General features: G+C 39.4%; 21 protein-coding genes. 18 read left to right on the top strand and 3 right to left on the bottom strand.

What is annotated here, in order from left to right; all coding sequences use genetic code 11:
• Positions 1-7 precede the first annotated feature (7 nt).
• Together namA and proC are read right to left on the bottom strand one after the other, a co-directional pair.
• Entirely contained in the window at positions 8-1018 is a 1011-nt protein-coding gene (namA, locus tag MHB40_RS15470) for an NADPH dehydrogenase NamA (RefSeq protein WP_205444142.1), read from the bottom strand.
• Positions 1019-1066: 48 nt separating this feature from the next.
• Entirely contained in the window at positions 1067-1870 is an 804-nt protein-coding gene (gene proC, locus MHB40_RS15465; RefSeq protein WP_205444141.1) for a pyrroline-5-carboxylate reductase, read from the bottom strand.
• A 347-nt stretch (positions 1871-2217) separates the two neighbouring features.
• Here proC and MHB40_RS15460 point away from each other — a divergent pair, with 347 nt between their 5' ends.
• The 17 genes from MHB40_RS15460 to MHB40_RS15380 all read left to right on the top strand — a co-directional run bounded on the left by MHB40_RS15460 (position 2218) and on the right by MHB40_RS15380 (position 19308).
• The gene (locus tag MHB40_RS15460; RefSeq protein ID WP_342532866.1) at positions 2218-3207 is read left to right on the top strand and encodes an MBL fold metallo-hydrolase; all 990 of its coding nucleotides are present in this window, start codon (positions 2218-2220) and stop codon (positions 3205-3207) included.
• Positions 3208-3215: 8 nt separating this feature from the next.
• Positions 3216-3971, top strand: coding sequence for an SDR family NAD(P)-dependent oxidoreductase (locus tag MHB40_RS15455; RefSeq protein ID WP_342532865.1), 756 nt, complete (start codon positions 3216-3218; stop codon positions 3969-3971).
• A gap of 109 nt (positions 3972-4080) precedes the next feature.
• Complete coding sequence (locus tag MHB40_RS15450) at positions 4081-4875, top strand: MerR family transcriptional regulator (protein ID WP_342532864.1); 795 nt, start codon at positions 4081-4083, stop codon at positions 4873-4875.
• Positions 4876-4949: 74 nt separating this feature from the next.
• Positions 4950-5756 (top strand): type II CAAX endopeptidase family protein, encoded by an 807-nt coding sequence (locus tag MHB40_RS15445; protein WP_342532862.1) that lies wholly within the window; start codon positions 4950-4952, stop codon positions 5754-5756.
• A gap of 289 nt (positions 5757-6045) precedes the next feature.
• Positions 6046-7239, top strand: a complete 1194-nt coding sequence (locus MHB40_RS15440; RefSeq protein ID WP_004231366.1) for an argininosuccinate synthase — start codon at positions 6046-6048, stop codon at positions 7237-7239.
• An 81-nt stretch (positions 7240-7320) separates the two neighbouring features.
• A complete protein-coding gene (gene argH, locus MHB40_RS15435; protein WP_342440846.1) occupies positions 7321-8700 on the top strand; it encodes an argininosuccinate lyase in 1380 nt (459 codons plus the stop codon).
• Between the two features lie 203 nt (positions 8701-8903).
• The gene (locus MHB40_RS15430; RefSeq protein ID WP_342532860.1) at positions 8904-9281 is read left to right on the top strand and encodes a carboxymuconolactone decarboxylase family protein; all 378 of its coding nucleotides are present in this window, start codon (positions 8904-8906) and stop codon (positions 9279-9281) included.
• Positions 9282-10206: 925 nt separating this feature from the next.
• Positions 10207-10584, top strand: a complete 378-nt coding sequence (locus tag MHB40_RS15425; RefSeq protein WP_342532858.1) for a GntR family transcriptional regulator — start codon at positions 10207-10209, stop codon at positions 10582-10584.
• Between the two features lie 7 nt (positions 10585-10591).
• Positions 10592-11671: a DUF5808 domain-containing protein gene (locus MHB40_RS15420; RefSeq protein ID WP_342532857.1), complete on the top strand. Its 1080-nt coding sequence runs from the start codon at positions 10592-10594 to the stop codon at positions 11669-11671.
• A gap of 13 nt (positions 11672-11684) precedes the next feature.
• Positions 11685-12968: an alpha/beta fold hydrolase gene (locus MHB40_RS15415; RefSeq protein WP_342532855.1), complete on the top strand. Its 1284-nt coding sequence runs from the start codon at positions 11685-11687 to the stop codon at positions 12966-12968.
• An 11-nt stretch (positions 12969-12979) separates the two neighbouring features.
• Complete coding sequence (locus MHB40_RS15410) at positions 12980-13294, top strand: DUF3784 domain-containing protein (RefSeq protein ID WP_342532854.1); 315 nt, start codon at positions 12980-12982, stop codon at positions 13292-13294.
• A 196-nt stretch (positions 13295-13490) separates the two neighbouring features.
• Positions 13491-15422, top strand: coding sequence for an AraC family transcriptional regulator (locus MHB40_RS15405; RefSeq protein WP_342532853.1), 1932 nt, complete (start codon positions 13491-13493; stop codon positions 15420-15422).
• A gap of 226 nt (positions 15423-15648) precedes the next feature.
• Positions 15649-16836 carry a hypothetical protein gene (locus tag MHB40_RS15400; protein WP_342532852.1) on the top strand — a complete coding sequence of 396 codons (1188 nt, stop codon included), beginning with the start codon at positions 15649-15651 and terminating at the stop codon, positions 16834-16836.
• Positions 16837-16854: 18 nt separating this feature from the next.
• Positions 16855-18030, top strand: coding sequence for an amidohydrolase (locus MHB40_RS15395; protein WP_342532849.1), 1176 nt, complete (start codon positions 16855-16857; stop codon positions 18028-18030).
• 103 nt (positions 18031-18133) lie between these two features.
• A complete protein-coding gene (locus tag MHB40_RS15390) occupies positions 18134-18286 on the top strand; it encodes a YpzG family protein (protein WP_004231380.1) in 153 nt (50 codons plus the stop codon).
• 126 nt (positions 18287-18412) lie between these two features.
• Positions 18413-18949: a hypothetical protein gene (locus MHB40_RS15385; RefSeq protein WP_342532848.1), complete on the top strand. Its 537-nt coding sequence runs from the start codon at positions 18413-18415 to the stop codon at positions 18947-18949.
• A 20-nt stretch (positions 18950-18969) separates the two neighbouring features.
• Positions 18970-19308 carry a cupin domain-containing protein gene (locus MHB40_RS15380; protein ID WP_342440839.1) on the top strand — a complete coding sequence of 113 codons (339 nt, stop codon included), beginning with the start codon at positions 18970-18972 and terminating at the stop codon, positions 19306-19308.
• 45 nt (positions 19309-19353) lie between these two features.
• On the opposite strand, the gene MHB40_RS15375 is transcribed toward MHB40_RS15380, so the two are convergent.
• Positions 19354-19818, bottom strand: coding sequence for a GNAT family N-acetyltransferase (locus tag MHB40_RS15375; protein WP_342532847.1), 465 nt, complete (start codon positions 19816-19818; stop codon positions 19354-19356).
• 69 nt (positions 19819-19887) lie between these two features.
• Here MHB40_RS15375 and MHB40_RS15370 point away from each other — a divergent pair, with 69 nt between their 5' ends.
• Entirely contained in the window at positions 19888-20316 is a 429-nt protein-coding gene (locus MHB40_RS15370) for an NUDIX domain-containing protein (protein WP_009370292.1), read from the top strand.
• Positions 20317-20366 lie beyond the last annotated feature (50 nt).

Below are 20366 nucleotides of genomic sequence, written 5' to 3'. Positions count from 1 at the left end.
AATTGATTTACCAGCCACGCACGTATTGTACGGGAGGTTGCACGTCTTCTCCTAGTTCTTTAGCTGCCTGTAGTGCCCAATAAGGGTCTCGTAATAAAACACGCGCTAAAAATATTAAATCTGCACGATTATTTTGAAGAATCTCTTCGGCTTGAATGGCTGTTGTAATAAGACCAACTGCGCCCGTAGGAATATCAGCCCCATGCTTAATCGCTTCTGCATGTGTTACTTGATAGCCTGGAAAGACATTGATGGCTGCTGGTACAACACCGCCTGTTGACACATCGACTAAATCAACACCTTGAGATTTCATCCAGCGGCTAAAAACAATAAAATCATCCATTGTTGTGCCATCTTCCGCGTAATCTTCCGCAGAGACACGTACCAATAATGGTCCATTCCATACACTGCGAACCGCATCGATGACTTGACGCAGAATACGATAACGATTTTCCTGTGAACCACCGTATTGATCTTGACGTTTATTCGTAGCAGGTGATAAAAATTCGCTAATTAAATAGCCATGTGCGCCATGAATTTCGAGTACATCAAAGCCAGCCTTAGCGGCACGAACCGCTGCTTGTTGAAATGCCTCGATGACATAGTGAATGTCCTCTTCTGTCATTTCTGTTGGCGTTTTATAGTCTGAACTAAAGGCAATAGCTGATGGGGCAAAAATTTCGCCATCCACTGTTGCTTTACGACCAGCATGTGCAAGCTGGATGCCTGTTTTAGCTCCGTAAGCTTTCATTCCTTCAACTAATTGACTTAATCCTTCAATATGTGCATCATCCCAAATCCCTAAATCCTTATTTGAGATACGACCTTCTGGCACAACACCCGTAGCTTCTAAAATGATTAAGCCTACTTGACCAGCTGCACGTGTCGCATAATGGACGAAATGAAAGGGTGTCACCATACCATCGTCTTGTGCTGAGTACATGCACATAGGGGCCATAACAACACGGTTTTTTAAGGAGATAGATTGTAATGTATAGGGTTCGAATAATTTACTCAAAATAAAGCCTCCTAATTCCTAGTGATACACTCTATTTTGCACATAATGTTACCCATTTGCAAGTGAACGAGATCGTGCCTCTGCTTCTTTAATACATGCTTCAATGGCTTCATTAAATTGATATTGCTCTAGCGCCTGAATTCCAGCCTCCGTTGTACCACCTGGACTTGTCACCTTCTTGCGTAAGACATCTGGTTCATCTACTGATTGCTTGAGCATCTCCGCTGTTCCTGCCAGTGTTTGAGTCATCAGTAAGCGCACCGTATCTTTCGATAAACCTACCTTCGTCCCTACTCGTTCAAAAGCTTCCATTAAATAATAGATATAAGCAGGGCCACTACCTGAAAGGGCTGTGACAGCATGTAGCTGATCCTCATCGACTTCAATAACGGAGCCAACTGCCTCTAATAATTGGAGGAAAAGGATACGCTGCTCTGCAGATACCTCGTGATTAAATGCAATGCCACTTGCTGACATGCCGATTGTAGCAGAAGTGTTCGGCATGACTCTTGCTACAGGGCGACTCCCTAAAAATTCTGTAATCGTATCAATCGCAATGCCTGCTAAAATGGACAATACAGCAGTGTGCGCTGTAAGTTTAGGCTTAAGATCACACATGGCAGCAATGGCATCTTTCGGCTTCATCGCTAAAATGATAAGGTCTGCCTGTTGATAAATTGCATGATCAAACACACAATGGACACCATATGTTTCATGTAAGAAATGTAAACGTTCTTTGTCAGAGCGATTGGTGACGTATATTTCCTGAGGTGTGAACACCTTTTGTTTAATCCAGCCTTGCATCAATGCTTCCGCCATTGAGCCTGCACCGATAAATAATATTTTTTTCATGAACAAAACCTCCAGTTCAAAATAAAAAAGCGCTCTCGTCCTTATTTAGAAGGACGAAAACGCTCTCGTTTCCGCGGTACCACCTTTGTTTGCCAATTGTTGGCACAACTCTTAGCCCTCTTATCGCAAGGGAAACGGTTATGTTTGCATAACTGCTCAGAAGTAGGTTCGGTAATGGGAGCGGGTGATGTTACTCTCAGCAAATGTAACACTCTCTAACACCTTCACCAGTTACGTACTCGTCTTCCTCAACGCACATAAATAATTAGATTATTCAAAATTATAGTGAGGAAAAGGCAACCTGTCAACAGGAGGATGACGAAAACAGAAAAAACTTGTAAAATAGAATGAATCAGTATTCACAAGTGCGTGAAAAGGGGGAGACAACTTTGTCTATAGTCAAAATAGAAATACCAACACCCTATGCAGTAGGAGATGTCAATGCATTTATTGTAAAAGGCGATGCACTTAGCATTTTTGATGTTGGACCAAAAACAATGGAAGCCTATGATGCTTTGAAATGGGGAATTCGAGCAGCCGGCTTTGACATGCAAGATATTGAACAGGTTGTGTTAACCCACCACCATCCAGATCATGCAGGATGGGTCGATGCCTTTCCACATGCAGAAATTTTAGGGCATGCCTATAATGACAAATGGCTTCGTCATGATGAAGATTTTTTACGTTATCACGAGCAATTTTACAGTGAGCGTTTGTTGGAGCATGGTGTACCACAAGAATATATTTCAAAAAGTGTCCATGTTCGTCGTGAACTGGAGCTTGTGGGTGAACGACCATTAACACAAATCTTGGCGGATGGAGATGAAGTGCCTGGGCATCCAGGATTAAAGGCAATCGAAACATTAGGTCACGCACAAAGCCACTTCATTTTTTGGGACGAAAAAACTCATCATGTGATTGGTGGAGATTTATTACTCGAAAAAATAACGCCCAATCCATTAATAGAGCCACCATTGGATCGTACAGTAGGACGTACAAAATCTTTACTACAGTACAATGCATCCCTTGAAATTCTACGCCAATTACCGGTCAAAAGGATGTATACAGGACATGGAGCAGAGCTAGAGGATATTCCTGTGTTAATTGATAAACGATTAGAGCGTCAGCACCAGCAATCGATGAAGGTTTTTGAATTGTTAGGCGATGACCAATTAACCGTTGTCCAAGTAACAAAACGCCTGTATCCGGCCATCTTCCAGCATCAGTTTGGTTTAACTTTATCCAAAACACTTGGTCATTTAGATTATTTAGAGGCCAATGAGTATATTACATCAACGAAGACAGAAGCAGGTATCTATTTATTTCAAAGGAAGTAGGTTTATACATGAATCATCCTAACAAAACGATCTTTGTGACAGGTGCGACAAGTGGGGTTGGCCTAAAAATAACGGAATTACTAGTAGCTCAAGGGCATATCGTTTATGCAACGGGTCGCAATGCCGTTGCACTAAAGGTCCTAGAGCGTCTAGGTGCTCAAGTGATCCAAGCAGATTTAACCAATCTCCATACACTTGATGATGTTTGCGCCCAGCTACCACCGCTTGATGTAGCGATTCTTTCAGCAGGTGTAGGAAAATTTGCTGTAGCCCCTGCTTTACAGGATGAGGAGATTGCGCAAATGATCGAATTAAATGTTAGTGTACCAATCTATCTTACGAAACGATTAGCCGCTAAGATGATGGAACGCAAACAGGGCCATTTAATATTCATTGGTTCACAGGCTGGGAAGGTAGCCACACCAAAAGCAAGTGTCTATGCTGCTACGAAACACGCGATTGTTGGCTTTACCAATGGACTGCGTATGGAATTGGCTCCGTATAATGTCAACGTGACAGCCATCCATCCAGGTCCAATTGATACACCATTTTTAGATGAAGCCAATGATGCAAGTGGCTACCGAGAGTCCTTGGGTCGATTTTTATTATCAGCAGAAGAAGTGGCACAAGCGACAGTGAAAACAATCGATCATCCAGTTCGCGAGATGAATCTACCACGAATTATGGGATTATCGAGTAAATTGTATGCATTAGCCCCAGCAACCATAGAATGGTTGGGCAAATCATTTTTCCATAAGAAATAACAACATTTGAAACTGTAAACATGCTTCACGTGCATGTCTACGGTTTTTTCATATTTACATATAATTGTAGCTATAGTAGTGAAGAGGAAGAGCTGAAAAGGAGACTTAAATGTATACAATTGGTCAAGTTGCAAAATTTCTAGGGGTTTCTAGGGACACCTTAAAATATTACGAAGAAAAGGGATTAGTAAAGCCCCAGCAAAATAGTCAGAATGGGTATAGAACATACAATCATTTTGATATATACGATGTCACAACCGTCAATTTTTATAGAGAAATTGATGTTGAAATTAAAAAGATTCAGGAATTAAGAAAAGGCAAGAGTATAGATGGCATCCAATCATTGTTAGTAGAAAAAGAACAAGCAGTGTTAGAGGAAATAGCCTATAAAAAGCTACAATTAAAAAAGCTCCAGCTTGTAAAAGAGGATTGTCAAAAAATTAGTCAATTTTTAGGAACGTATACTATAAAGGAAATGAAACCATTAGAAATAATGGGTGTAATAGATCATTATACGGCCTATGATGAATATGACTCGTTAAAAGAAAATGCAGACAGTATAAAGAAAGCGGTAATTCTTACATCTTTAAGAAGAGTTATTCGATTCAATGATAGCGGAATGCTAGAAAATAAATTTATGATTGTCAGGAAAGTGGAAAATAGCGATCAACCAACAGAAGGTGAAATTTTATCGCACCCTAAATGTCTTTATACGGTTATAGAAGATGGGCGCTGGTCTACAGGTGGCAAAAATACAGACGATAAAGTAGAGGCTAGTATAAGAAAAGTAGCTAAGGAAAATGGCTATGAGCTTTTAGGGCTTGTTTATATCAACTTATTGCTTACCACTTATGAAGAGGGGCTTGAACGTATTTTTTTAGAAATGTATGTACCGGTAAAATAATGGCAAAATGGGTTTGACCTGTGAGCAACCCCCAGGTTTATGCTGAAGATACTCAGATGAAATGGGGGATCTACTTGCGTAGAAAAAAGAAATTAAAAAAACCAGTAGCAAGCTTTATTGTTTTAACCAATATCATTTTTTGGCCACTTTTTTGTGTTGTTGGAGCCGTCAAGCTATTAGGCTATCCGACTTGGCTATTTGATATCGTACGCTGTCTATCGGCTTGGTCATCCACCTTTGCCTTTGCTCTACTTTTTCCAAGAATCTATCCTGGGCAGCGTTTTATCCACTTTGTCAAACAAAAATTTAAAAGTAAATTGTCATTGTCATTGATTGTTTCAATAGTGATGATACAAACGGTTATCTTTATCATTATTTTGTTTCTTATCATGAATAATTATGAAGCAACCTCTATTTTTACGCTGTCTTCATGGGGCATGCTGAGTTTTTATTTTGTTAAAACGCTTTTGTCAGGACCACTAGGAGAAGAATTAGGATGGAGGGGCTTTGCGCTGCTTGAGCTTCAAAAGAAGTATTCCCCCTTAATTGCCTCTATTATCATAGGCTTTTGGTGGGGAATGTGGCATTTACCTATATGGCTTACAACAGGGTTTATTGGGATGGATTTAATCAAATACAGTTTATTCTTTATGCTATCCATCATAGCAACGACCATTATCATGACAGTATTTTATAACATCAATCAGAATTTAATTATTCCTATTATTATTCATCAGCTCTTTAATTTTTTTATCGGCTCCATAAATGGAAACCTAATTGATTTAATCATGTATAATGCCATTTTATATTCGGCGGCGGCCGTTCTACTTATTTGGATTAATCCTAATAAAGTCTTGTATGGGATTCAATCAGAAAAGTAGCTAGAAAAGAATCCAGTTTGTATAATGGATTCTTTTTTGTCGTTCATTGCTAAACTTATATAGTATACATTTTTATATATAGTAAAAAAACGTTTTTTCGAGTTAATATCCAAGGATTCCTTCGCGACCTTTTGTCAGGAACGACTTACTTTTGACAATAAAAATAAAAGTCTATTAATTTATAAAAATACACTTGTATTTATTTTTATAACATGATACTATTCGTGTATAAACTTTTAAATGAATGTATAAACATACATATCGATAGAGCAATGGAGGCGCATTTTTAATGGCAAATAAAAAAGTTGTGTTAGCTTATTCAGGCGGACTTGATACTTCGGTAGCAATTCCATGGTTAAAAGAACAAGGGTGGGACGTCATTGCAGTATGTCTTGACGTTGGCGAAGGGAAAGATCTTGAATTCGTAAAAAATAAAGCTCTTCAAGTAGGGGCGATTGAATCTTATATGGTGGATGCGAAAGATGAATTTGCTGAAGGATATGCATTAATTTCTTTACAAGCACATACTTGGTATGAGCAAAAGTATCCATTAGTATCAGCACTTTCCCGTCCACTTATCTCGAAAAAACTAGTAGAGATTGCTAATCAAGTAGGCGCTGACGCTGTTGCGCATGGTTGCACAGGTAAAGGGAATGACCAAGTTCGTTTTGAAGTATCCATTAAAGCATTAAATCCAGATTTAGAGGTATTAGCACCAGTACGTGAGTGGGGCTGGAGCCGCGATGAGGAAATCGAATATGCAATGAAGCATAATGTACCGATTCCTGCAACATTGGATTCACCATTCTCAATCGACCAAAACTTATGGGGCCGTGCAAATGAGGCAGGCATCATGGAAGATCCATGGGTGTCGCCACCAGAAGAAGCTTATGGCTTAACAGTTTCTGTTGAAAATGCACCGAATGAAGCCGAATATGTGGAAATCGAGTTTGTAGCTGGTAAACCAGTAGCATTAAACGGAAAAGAAATGAAGCTTGCTGATTTAATTCAAGAATTAAATGCAGTAGCAGGTGCTCATGGTGTAGGACGTATCGACCACGTAGAAAATCGTCTAGTTGGTATTAAATCTCGTGAGGTTTATGAAATTCCAGGTGCAAAAGTGCTGTTAACAGCGCATAAAGAGCTTGAAGATTTAACGCTTGTAAAAGAATTAGCACACTTCAAGCCAGTAATTGAGAAAAAACTTTCTGAATTAATTTACGACGGTCTATGGTTCTCACCATTACGTGATGCTCTTGAAGCATTCCTTGCACAAACACAACAATATGTGAATGGTACAGTACGTGTGAAACTATTTAAAGGACATGCGATTGTAGAAGGACGTAAATCACCAAATTCATTATACAGTGAAAAGCTAGCAACATACTCGAAGGAAGATCAATTCAATCACGCTTCCGCTGTAGGCTTTATCGAGTTATGGGGTCTACCAACTGTAGTGAACTCATCTGTGAATAAAAAGTAATGTTGAACAAGCAAGGTGTGGTGAGGCATTTGTGCTTATACTACACCTTTTAATAAGTAATCGAGGAAAAGGTGAGCTGACATGACAAAACTTTGGGGTGGACGTTTCCAAAAATCAGCAGAAGCATGGGTAGACGAGTTTGGCGCATCGATTGGCTTTGACCAGCAACTTGTGCTAGAGGACCTTGAAGGTAGTGTTGCACATGTCACAATGCTTGGTGCAACAGGAATTTTACCTGCAGCTGACGTAGAGGCCATACTAGGTGGTCTTGCCCAATTAAAAGAAAAGGCAATCGCAGGTGAGCTTGAATTTAGCGTTGCCAATGAAGATATACACTTAAATTTAGAAAAGATGTTAATTGATTTAATTGGTCCTGTCGGTGGCAAACTACATACAGGACGTAGCCGAAATGACCAAGTAGCAACGGATATGCATCTCTTTTTGAAAAAGCGTGTGCAGGAAGCAATTGATTTAATTGTGACGTTCCAACAAACGCTATTAGACAAAGCACAAGAGCATATTGAAACGATTGCACCAGGTTATACGCATTTACAACGTGCACAGCCAATTTCCTTTGCACATCATTTAATGGCCTATTTTTGGATGCTAGAGCGTGATAAACAACGTTTTACAGAATCCATAAAACGTATTGATATTTTGCCTTTAGGTGCTGGGGCAATGGCAGGGACAACTTTCCCGATTGACCGTTTAAAATCAGCAGAGTTATTAGGGTTTAGCGAGGTTTATGCAAACTCCATGGATGCTGTGAGTGATCGTGATTTTATAGTGGAGTTTTTAAGTCATTCTTCCTTACTTATGGCACATCTATCACGCTTTGCTGAGGAAATTATTATCTGGTCTACAGATGAATTTAAATTTATCGAATTGGATGATGCCTTTTCAACAGGTTCTTCGATTATGCCACAAAAGAAAAACCCGGATATGGCAGAGCTTATTCGTGGTAAAACAGGGCGTGTTTATGGGAATCTAATGGGCTTATTAACGGTGTTAAAGGGCATACCATTAACGTATAACAAAGATATGCAGGAGGACAAAGAGGGCATGTTCGATACCGTTCATACGATTCTTGGTTCACTTAAAATCTTTGAAGGCATGGTTCGTACAATGACTGTCAACACGGAACGTTTACATCAGGCTGTTCACTCTGATTTTTCAAATGCAACAGAGCTGGCAGATTACCTTGCGACAAAGGGGATGCCATTCCGTGAGGCACATGAGGTGACAGGTAAGCTTGTCTTTACATGTATTCAAAAGGGCATTTATTTATTAGATTTACCATTGGAAGAAATGCAGCAAGAAAGTGCGTTAATTGAAGCGGATATTTATGATGTACTAGCGCCAGAAGCGGCTGTTCGCCGCCGTCATTCCTTAGGTGGTACTGGCTTTGAACAAGTAAAAATCCAAATTGAGAAAGCTAAAGCCTGTCTTGTAGTTATTTAATTTTTGCGTGCATGTCCTTGAGACTTTTGCATAGATATTCATTAAAGATGTCCTGTGAGGCACTATGAAAACCTTTATCCTTTTTCAACTGAGCCAGAGGGTGATGTGAAAAAGAGAACCTTACATATGTGAAGGACAATCCCCAATTCTGGAGACGCGGAATTGGGGTTTTTGTATAAGTAATTGGTGGGAGGGATAAAGAAATGAATGAACGTTTTACAAAGGGGCTCGAAACAATTAAACAATATGTGACAGAGGAAGAAGCAGCACGGATGATTGAATCCGATGCATTAGCCGATGTAGCACCCGATTTACGCAAAATGATTATTGAGTTTGCTTATGGTGATGTCTATTCAAGATCTGGGCTAGATGCAAAAAGTCGAGCACTCGTCGTGATAACAGCAGTTGTTACACAAGGTGCTGCACCACAAACCAAAACTCATATTCAGCGAGGATTACATGCAGGCTTAACACAGACAGAAGTGGTTGAGGCACTTTTACAATTAGTACCCTACATCGGTTTTCCAAGAGTGCAAAATGCTCTTACGATAGCACAACAAGTCTTTGCAGAAAAAAGTTAAAGCATGTATAAAAAACAAGGGATGGCTCATAATAAGAGAGGAACCACTTATTAATCTAATCTGATGGGGAGGATGCAGAATGAGTAGTAATAGTCAAACACCCAAAGACCAAGAATCTCAGGAAAGTCCGCCACAACTGTTCAAGGTTGAAGCTTCTTAAATCTTAAGCCTAAAGGTGGAGCAGAAATAATCTGTTTTGCTGTAGTTTAAGATGAAGTGTCAACCAGCCAGTTAAAAATCAAATAGAAGCAATAAGTGTCCATGGATCCAGAATTATTCTGGGTCCTTTTCTTATTTTTAGGTTTCCTATTTGAGGTCAAAAGTGCTCATGCTAACATAGAACCCGCTCAAGTTGAGACTGAAAGCGCTCCTAAGGGAAGAGAATCCGATCTAATGAGAGTCAGAAGCGCTCCTAAGGGAGGAGAATCCGCTCCAATGGGAGTCAAAAGCGCTCATTCAAGGAAGGAACCCGCTCTAAATGATGGACAAAGCGCTCCTAAGGGAGGAGAACCCGCTCTAATTGATGGACAAAGCGCTCACTTAAGGAAGGAACCCGCTCGAATGGGAGTCAAAAGCGCTCATTCAAGGAAGAAACCCGCTCGAATTGTTGTCAAAAGCGCTCACCTAAGGAAGGAATCCGCTCCAATGGGTGTCAAAAGCGCTCCTAAGGGAGGAGACCCCGCTCGAATTGATGGACAAAGCGCTCCCCCAAGGAAGGAATCCGCTCGATTAGGAGTCAAAAGCGCTCATCCAAGGAAGGCTCCCGCTCCTATTGAAGACAAACCCTCTCCAAAAAAGTAACCACCACACTTAAAAAGTCTCCTCCACAAAAAAATTCCTTCATTTGACATTATAGAAAATCTGTATTACTCTATACATAACAGATTTCTGTTTGGTTATTAGCAATACAGATTGGAGGAGTTTTATGCAAATACATTTAGATCCAAGCAGTGAATTGCAGCTTTATAAACAGTTAGCTAATCAATTAATTGAAAGCATTGCGAAAGGGGAGCTGAATAACGGTGATACTTTACCGTCTGTGCGTGCGATGGCTACGGATTTAGGTATCAATGTCAGCACGGTCAGTAAGAGTTATCATGAACTCGAAGAGAAGGGCTTAATTGAATTAAAGCCGAAAGCGAAAGCGGTTATTATTGGTGGCCAAAAGAGAGAGCTGGAAGAAACGGAGGTTGAAAAAGTCGAAAATGCCTTGAAGCCTATTATGGCAGAAGCTTTTGCACGGGGTTTGGAAAAAGAGCAAATGACAAGTTTGTTCCAGCGAATTTTAAAACAATGGAAGTAGGGGTAGTATGCTTATAATCGTAAGCATCTTTATCATTGTCGGGATTTTAGAAACGCTGACACCACATTTAACAAGAAAATCGATTGTCTTTGGTGTTTCTATACCTGAACCTTATGTTAAACATCCACAATTACAGCTGTGGAAGAAGCATTATAGCCAAATCATCTTAGGGATTGCCGGTTTATTTTTACTAGGTCAAATCGGGCTTTATCTTTCGCCTATGCAAGAGGAGAAGGCGTCCTTAATTTCCTTTATCCTGTTGTATATCATGCTCCTTGTATCATCTGGTCTTTACATGAGTTATCATGTCAAAACGAAAAAATTGAAGGTGCAGGAGCAGTGGGAAGCGCAAATAAAAACAGTATATGTGACAGATTTGTCTATCCGCCAAAATGAAGAAACCTTGTCATCTATATTTTTTAGCGTACCCATGATCATCACACTGGCATTAATCGCTTTTACGTATATGAACTATGAGACAATCCCAGCGGTTTTTGCGACACATTGGAATGGAGCGGGGGAGGTCGATGGTTGGACTGATAAATCATGGCTGTCAGTCGTCAGTATGCCACTTATATTATTGGCGATACAAATCAGTTTTTTCATCATGAACCAAGGGATGAAAAGTGCCAAAATCCAATTGAGCGCACAGGCCAAAGAAGCATCCATCCATCGCGAGCTAGCTCAGCGTAAATATGGGAGCTGGTACTTGGCAGCCATTAATTTTAGTATGACTATTCTATTTGTTGTTTTACACTATACAACCGTTATTTTACACGACCAAACGGTTCCTTACTTTATCCCCCTTTTTCTTATCTTTAATGTCGTCATGCTGGGTGGTTTACTAGTGTTCATTTGGAAGCTTAGTAAAAGTAACGAACGTTTTGATGAGGTACATACAAATGAAACAGCTGCGACAGATGATCAATATTGGAAATGGGGTGTTTTTTATTGCAACAAAAATGATCCCTCTTTATTAGTGCCCAAAAAATTCGGGATTGGTTGGACTGTCAATTTTGCGAATAAATGGTGCTACATCTTGATCGGTATAACTTTATTGCCAATTTTATTGGTGATCTTCATATAGAAAGGAAGATTAGATGAAAAAATGGTTATTGTTTTGCTGTACAATTTTACTTTTAGCTGCCTGTGGGCAAAAAGAGGTCACTGCTCAACATCAAGGAACAAAGGGGACAAATGCAATGAATGAACAGTTTATTGGAAAATGGGAAGGAAGTATTGAAACACCAAATGGACCACTACCAATTATCGTCGATTTACAGAAGGATAGTGGCACATTATCTGTTCCAGCACAAGGGTTATCTAATTTTCCATTTCAAAGTGTGACGTATACGGGTGATAAAGTAAAAGTGTCCATTAATTTAAACGGCTCAGCTATTGCCATTATTGGCACAATCAAAAATGAACAAATAGAGGCTACATTTCAACAAAATGGGGGAAAATATCCTTTAACACTAAAGGCTTATAAAGAGCAACCCGTTACCTATGATACATTAAAGATTCCCGTTCAAAACGGCAATTTAACAGTAGCCTTACAAAAGGCTTCTCCATCCCCATCCCCAGTGGCACTGATAATAGCAGGCTCGGGGCCAACTGATAAAGACGGTAATTCCGCTTTAGCTGGAAAAAATAATAGCTTAAAAATGTTGGCGGAAGGTTTAGCACAACAGGGCATTGCGACGGTGCGTTATGATAAGCGAGGACTTGGAGATAATCAAGCGCTCTTAACAAAGGAAGAGGATGGAACGTTTGACCAATACGTGGATGATGCTGTTCAAATCATCCAAACATTGATGGCTGATAAAGCCTATACAAGCGTCCATGTGATTGGACATAGCGAAGGCTCACTTATTGGTTTGCTAGCGGCTCAACAAACAGGCGTAGAATCCTTTGTCTCCATTGCAGGTGCAGGTAGACCGTTGGATGTAGTGCTTTTAGAGCAATTAAAGGGTCAATTAGCACCAAAGCTTTTCAATGAATCCACGAATATTTTCACAGCTTTAAAGCAAGGGGAGCAAGTGAAAAATATTTCACCAGAGCTACAAGCACTTTTCCGTCCATCTGTACAGCCTTTCCTGATTTCTTTGCTAAAGTATCAACCTGCTAATGAGCTAGCCAAGGTAAAAGGACGTGTATTACTGCTACAAGGAACAACGGATTTACAAGTGAAGGAAGCCGATGCCGAAGCATTGAAGAAAGGCAAACAAGAGGCAAAATTGCTTTATCTAGAGGGCATGAATCATGTATTGAAAAAGGCACCAGCAGATCGTGCAGAAAACTTAGCAACCTATGCAGATCCTTCGCTGCCACTTCATGAAGAATTACTACCAGCAATTCAGCAATTTATTAAAAATGAAAAGTAGGATGATGGACTTTGGGTGTTATTGTCTATTTAATTATCATGCTGCCGTTTCTCATCTTCGCCATTGTTTTATCGCAAGGTAAAGGAGCTTTTCTACTTGCAGGCTTTAATACGATGACACAGGAAGAGAAAGAACGATATGATGAAAGAGCACTGGCAAAATTTATGGGAAAAATGATGTATGGTTACTGTTTTTGTGTTCTTTTATGGATTCTAAACGAAATACTCCATACACAGTGGTTATTTAATGTTGGTCTTGTACTTTTTGTCGCACTTACAATATTTTTATTGATCTATGTGAACACAGGCAATCGTTTCAAAAAATAACAGAGATAAAAAATGGACTTAGTCAATGCGATGACAAGTCCATTTTTTGTCTCATATTTTATGTATGAGAATCGTTATCAACTAGTAGAATTTCTGTTAAACTATAGACATGTTAATGGTTTATTAGAAGGAGTGTTTGACCCCGATGAAATTAAGTGATCATATACTTTTATGGAATCACGCATACATCAAAATAATGGATGTACGATTGACGATAATGGAGCAGGGTGAAGATTTTGGCCCCTATCGATTACCAACCAATGCCTTTCTTTATACAAAAAGAGGTAGTGCCCAAATATGGCTGGATAAAAATAGACATATGGTACACCCGTTTTATGTCCTGCATGCAGGGAAAGGGGTCTATGTAGAGATTGTAGCGGAAAAAGAGCTCGAATACTTCCTGATTTTTTATAAAGCGATTGTTCCGTTACCTAACCGCCAAGAAATAGTCGCCTTATTGGAAAACAATCATCCTTTCCACTATCAATATGCTTTTGCGCCTGCTCATCCACTTGCGTTACTTGATAAAGCAGAGCAGATGAACATGGTTTGGCTGCAAAATGATGACAAAGTGCTGAAACATTTACATATAAAATCAGTGTTTTATCAATATGTCTATGAATTATTACGACAAATGCATGTGCAGGGGATTCACCCTGTAAAGCCAGATATTGTAGCGGAGGCAGTTCGCTATATGGAGGAACATGCTCATCAACCTCTGACATTGGATATCATAGCGCAAGAGCTGGGCTGTAGCATCGGTTATTTATCTAAACGCTTTAAAGAAAAAATGCATACTAGCCCCATTCACTACTTGGGTGAAATGCGTGTAAACAAAGCAGCGACTTTACTCGTACAAACAGATGCTACATTGCAGGAAATTGCTGAACATGTCGGCTACCCCGATGGTCATTCCTTGAGCCGAAGCTTTAAACGATATAAGGGCGTGTCTCCCGCTCAATTTAAAGTAACATGGAGACAAAAGCGGCAAATGGAAGATGAAGAATTGCCACTTTGGAAAAGAAGATATGCTATTCTCCCAAAACAATTCGAGTGGTATATTGATGATGAAATTGAAAATCATTATCAACGAAAGGGAGTAAATGAAATGTCGAAGTACAAAAGTATGAAAGTAAAGGCGATGACGTTGTTTATGTGTCTATCATTGCTGCTAGCAGCATGCTCAAATACAGCGAATACAAATGGTGCCTCATCATCCGCGACAAAGCAAGTGGAAACGCAAGCGAATAGTGGACAAGAAGCTGTGCAGGAAGGAAAGACAAGAATAGTTTCTACACCAAGAGGTGATGTAGAAATTCCGGCACAACCACAGCGTGTAGCGGCCGATCAGTACATGGGGCAGCTTTTAAAACTAGGAATTATTCCAGTTGGTGTCCGCGAAGGGATGTTAGCAGAAGGTTGGATTGAAAAAGCAGGGATTCAACAAGAAACATTAGCTAAAATTGAAAATTTAGGTGGCTTCCCAATGAACCCTGAAAAACTCATTATGCTAGAGCCAGATTTAATCATTGGATCGATTGAGAAAAATATTGAACAATATGAAAAAATAGGCACGACTGTTTTTATTCCTTATTGGGAAGAGCTTTCGACAGCTGGACCATTAGAAAAATTCAAAAGGATTGCTGAAGTATTTGGCAAAGAAAAGGAAGCAGACCAATGGATTGAAGAATATGAACACAAGGTTGAAGACGCTCGAAAACAAATAGACGGCATCATTAAAGAAGGTGAAACGGTGTCAGTCGTACAATTAAGCCCTACAGGATTATTTGTATTAGCTGCAGAAGGAGGGAATTATGGTAGTAATACCATTTATCAAATGTTGAAATTACCTCCGACAGAACAGGCATTAAATATGAAAGAGGGGTTTGAAAATATATCTTTAGAGGTACTGCCAGAATATTTAGGCGATCATGTATTTGTCTATGTAAACTCGCAAGAAGATGCAGAGGAAATTTTGAACAGTCCAATTTGGCAGGGAGCACCTGCTGTTAAAAATGGCAATGTTTATATGTATGGCGAGTTTGGGGATGAATTTGTGATGGAAGATCCTTACTCGTTAGATCTTCAGCTTGAGAAAATTGTTAACGTTTTATTGGAAAAAAAATAGCGCGCAAAACGAAGTAGAGCCATTTTAAAATGGTTCTATTTTTTTATGAAAGCGCTTTATGAAAATTCTTTAAAATCTAAATATTTGGATAATCGTAATTTTAGTGTCACGAATATGCTCGTTCATGCATTGTTTTTCTTCTTTTCTGTAAAAATAGAATTTTAAGAATAATTAGTATTATCATAGATGACATTAAAAAATTACTAAGTTAGGAGAATTCTTTGATATGTCGCAAATGTTAGCACTGACGATAGTACTTGCTATTCTTTACATCGGAGATATCGTAGCAACAAGAACGAAGGCGTGGATTCCATCTGTGTTCGTCTGTGCGGTATTATTTTTAATCGGCTATTGGACGTTCTTCCCGAAAGATATTGTGAGTATTGCCGGGATTGGTCCAGTCGTTGCCACGATGTTAATGTATTTATTAATTACCAATATGGGTACACTTCTGTCCCTTAAGGAATTGAAAAACCAGTGGAAAGCCATTGTTATTTCTTTAGCTGGTATTGTAGGCATCATCGCCATATTATTTACAATTGGTGCCATGATTTTTGATTTAAAAACGATGATTGTTGCGGTTCCGCCATTAGTAGGTGGTGTTGTGGCTGCCCTAGTCATGTCAGAAGGTGCTTCTGCAGCTGGCTTAGAGGATTTAGCGGTCTTTGCCATTGTGATTTACGTAATTCAAGGTTTTGCAGGATATCCCATCACGTCCATTGTATTGAAGCGTGAAGCAAAACGTTTATTAAAAGAACACCACCAAGGGAATTTACAATCGGTGACACAGGAACAGGAAGAGGTTGAACAGTCCTCTGAACAACCTAAATTATTTAGAAAAATCCCTTCTAAATACAATACAGAATACTTTAAATTTTTCCGTTTAGCGTTTGTTGGATTATTAGCTTATGGTACATCAACCGCATTAGCACCTATTGTAACAGTCAATGCATTAGTGCTGTGCTTAGTATTTGGTGTACTTGCATCCACATTTGGGTTTTTAGAAAGACAACCATTGCAAAAAGCAAATGGTTTCGGTTTTGCCATTATGGGGTTAATGCTCTTTATATTTGATGGCTTAAAACAGGCATCCCCTGAAATGCTGATGCGTATTATTGTGCCATTAGTGGTGTCAATTATTTTAGCGGTCATTGGTATGTATATTTTCTCTTTCATCGCAGGGAAAGTTTTAAAAGTCAGCCCGAATTTAGCGTTTGCTGTATCCTTAACAGCGCTCTATGGGTTCCCAGCAGATTATATTTTAACGAATGAAGTAGTGAAATCGTCCACAACCGATGAAAAAGAACGTGAAATACTGTTAAGCCATATGTTGCCACCGATGCTTGTAGGCGGCTTCATTAGTGTAACGATTACATCTGTTATTTTAGCAGGTATTTTCGTAAGTTGGTTATAAAACAAGGAGAGAGTAATCATGAACAATATTAAACGCATTATTGCGGAATTAAATAGTGAGCTTGTGACGATTCGTCAAAAATTGCACAGTGAGCCAGAGCTTTCTTGGGAAGAATATGAAACAACGAATTATGTAGCAGCGTATTTAGATAACCTTGGTATTCCATATAGACGAACAGAGCCAACAGGCATTATCGCTGAGTTAAAAGGAGGCAAGGAAGGAAAAACAGTTGCCTTGCGTGCGGATATGGATGCATTGTCAGTTTATGAAATAACAGAAGATATTCCGTATCGTTCTAAAACGGATGGTAAGATGCATGCCTGTGGTCATGATGCGCATACAGCCATGTTGCTGATTGCAGCTAAGACATTACATACGGTACAAGATGAAATCGAAGGAACAGTTCGTTTTATTTTCCAACCAGCTGAAGAAGTAGCTACAGGCGCAAAAGCGATGGTTGAGCAAGGAGCAATGAAAGGTGTAGATAACGCCTTTGGTATTCATATTTGGTCACAGATTGACACAGGAAAAATCCAGTGCAATAAAGGGCCTGCCTTTGCCTCTGCTGATATTTTCAAAGTGCGCTTTAAAGGGCAGGGCGGACATGCTGCAGTACCACATGATGCCATTGATGCCGTAATGATTGCTTCAACGTTTGCTTTAAATGTCCAAACGGTTGTGTCACGTACAGTCAACCCACTTCGACCTGCTGTTCTTACGATTGGGAAAATGGAAGTAGGCACACGCTTTAATGTAATTGCAGAAGATGCCATTTTAGAAGGGACTGTGCGCTGCTTCGATAAAGAGGTTCGTTCACATATCGAAGCGCAAATTCGTCATTATGCTGAGCAGGTTGCGTCACTTTATGGTGGCACAGCAGAGGTTGTTTATGAATATGGTACACAAGCCGTCAACAATGATGTGGCAAGTGCCAACTTGGTTGAGCGCCTCACAGCTGAACATTTTGGCGCAGAAGCTTATCATATTGATGATCCAACAATGGGTGGAGAAGACTTTAGCTTTTACTTAGATGAAGTACCTGGTTGCTTTGCCCTTGTAGGCTCAGGCAATACAGAAAAGGATACACGCTGGGCACACCATAATGGCCATTTTGATATTGATGAAGATGGTTTGCGCGTTGGAGCCGAATTATATGTACAATATGCGCTAACTTGGTTAAGAGAAAATAAATAATAAGAAGTAAACAAGCTTGTTTTGATTAGTATAAATTCACCTTAGCTGGTCATAATAAAGAAGATTTCACTTATGAAATCTATAATGATGAGGAGGATGAAAAATGAGTAGGTTCGAACAACTAGACCCCAAATCTCAAAAAATCCACCGCAACTGGTCAAGGATTAAGCGATCCAAATCGCAAGTAAATGGTGAAACGGAGATTACTCTCCATAACCGTCTCTTGCGAAGTGAAGCAAAGGCCCGTCAGTTTTAATCATGCTAGAAAAGTAAGTGTCATCAAGCCCAGAAAAAAATTCTGGGTTTTTCTTTATGCGTAAAATGAGAAAGATGTATAATATTGTAAGGAAGTAATTTTTAACAGAAAAAGGAGAGGGACACGATGACCATTCCTATTCCAACTTATTTACAGCCATTTGCAGGAAACGTACAATTTGTTGATGGCGTTGAATCACAGTTTCACCTTCAATCTAGCGCAGGCAATGAACAATTTGAAATTTGGTATCATGGTGATTTGCTAATGATTGAAGGAGAGGAAATGCCTTTTATTACAGGCTCAGCTACTAGAATCGTTGCTAAAGATCCTTTATCCGCAGAGGAAATATTGCTGTTTGATGCTACGCTGCATGGTTATAATGCGCTATTTTGTGAGGAGTATACCGACGAGCACCGTGACAACCGACCATTGGAGAAATATATTTTGCCTGTAACAGAAGTCGTACTATCATTTTTCTATAATATCGACTATGACGAAGAAATAGACGACTATGAGGTAGATGAACAAGAAAATGTACGGCTTATAAATGGAGAAGCGGCTAACTGGGAAACGATTAAAAGAAATGGCTATGATGCATTTGCTTTTTATTTCAAAAAAGAAGATGGGACACTTTTAGCATTTGCTGAAGAAGAACTAGCCTAATAGGAAAGGATTTTCGCGCAATGCAAATCATACAATTTACACAAGATTTAGCAAATCCAATTCATCAATACCAATCCATCGATACATTCTATAGAAAAATCACGAAAACGGAAGTGCCTACGACGATCGGTTTCATCTATATTGAGCCAGGTGGCGTAGTTGGGATGCATGAAGCTCCCGTTCCACAGCTATTTATTGTTATCAATGGCGAAGGATGGATTAGTAGTGAAGAGGGTGAAAAAATCACGATAAAAACAGGACAGGGCGTGCTATGGCAACAAGGCCAAGCGCATGAATCCGGCAGTATAACTGGGTTAACAGCACTTGTTATCCAAGCCGAGCAAATTCATCTTACATAATTAAAAGTGTAACGGTAGCTGCAAGAACCGTTACACTTTTTCTAGTTATTTAACCAATTTAATAGTTTTGAGTAAATGCCCATCAAATTCTACAATTGTTACAAATCCCTTTGCTTGATAAAAATGCAAACCAAGTTTATTTTCTTTCTCTACACAAACAAATAAAGACGATAGATTTGGGAGCATGCGTAGTCCTTCCTTTAAAAGTGCAGTACCCACGCCCTTACCATGCATATGAGGATGTAAATAAATCGCATGTAGCTCCGCCTCACCTTGTGTTACATTTGAAAAATTAGCAAAGCCTACTAGCCATTCATCAAAAATTGCAACGAGAAACGGACTATTGATAAGACGTTCGATTAATCGTTCTCGACTATAGGCTAGTTGTAAAAAACGATCTTGAATGTCACGTGGAATGATTCTTTCGTATGTATGATGCCAGCTTATTCTAGCAATTTCTTGTACAAAAGTAATGTCATTTTCTTGCATCTGTCGTATAATAAGTGTCAACACTTTTCACCTGCAATTCCAATTTTTTTCTTTATTGTAACATTCAATCATTCAAAGGGGGTCACTTTCATGCAAGTAATTGAAAAAGCATTTGGCTATATTACGCGAACGCATGAGGATCAATTACAGGTACTCGTATTTGAACAGAATTCAGTTGGGGCAGGTATCCAGGTGCCCAAAGGTACGGTTGAGGAAGGGGAAACACCTTTAGACGCTGTGAAACGTGAAATGCTAGAAGAAACAGGTCTAACCACACTTGTCGTTCAAGCGTTAATAGCACAGGACTATTTTAATCATCCATCAGGTGTTTTACAGAAACGGTATTTTTATCATTTAACATCCGATGAAACACGGGATGCATGGCAACATCATCCAACAGGCTTAAACGAAAGGGATTTAATCTTTTCGTTCTATTGGATTTCAGCTGAGCAAGATGCCCTGCTAGCAAAGGGGCATGGCGATTATTTATACCGATTGTTAGCAAAGGTGAGAAATTGAACCTATTATAAATAAAACCGCGTCAACTGGACGCGGTTTTTATGTTGATT

Origin of the sequence: Lysinibacillus sp. FSL K6-0057, from assembly GCF_038630885.1 — a bacterium.
GTDB classification, from domain to species: Bacteria; Bacillota; Bacilli; order Bacillales_A; family Planococcaceae; genus Lysinibacillus; species Lysinibacillus fusiformis_F.
The sequence above is the reverse complement of the archived record's forward strand: the minus strand, read 5'-3'. Positions and strand labels throughout refer to the sequence as shown.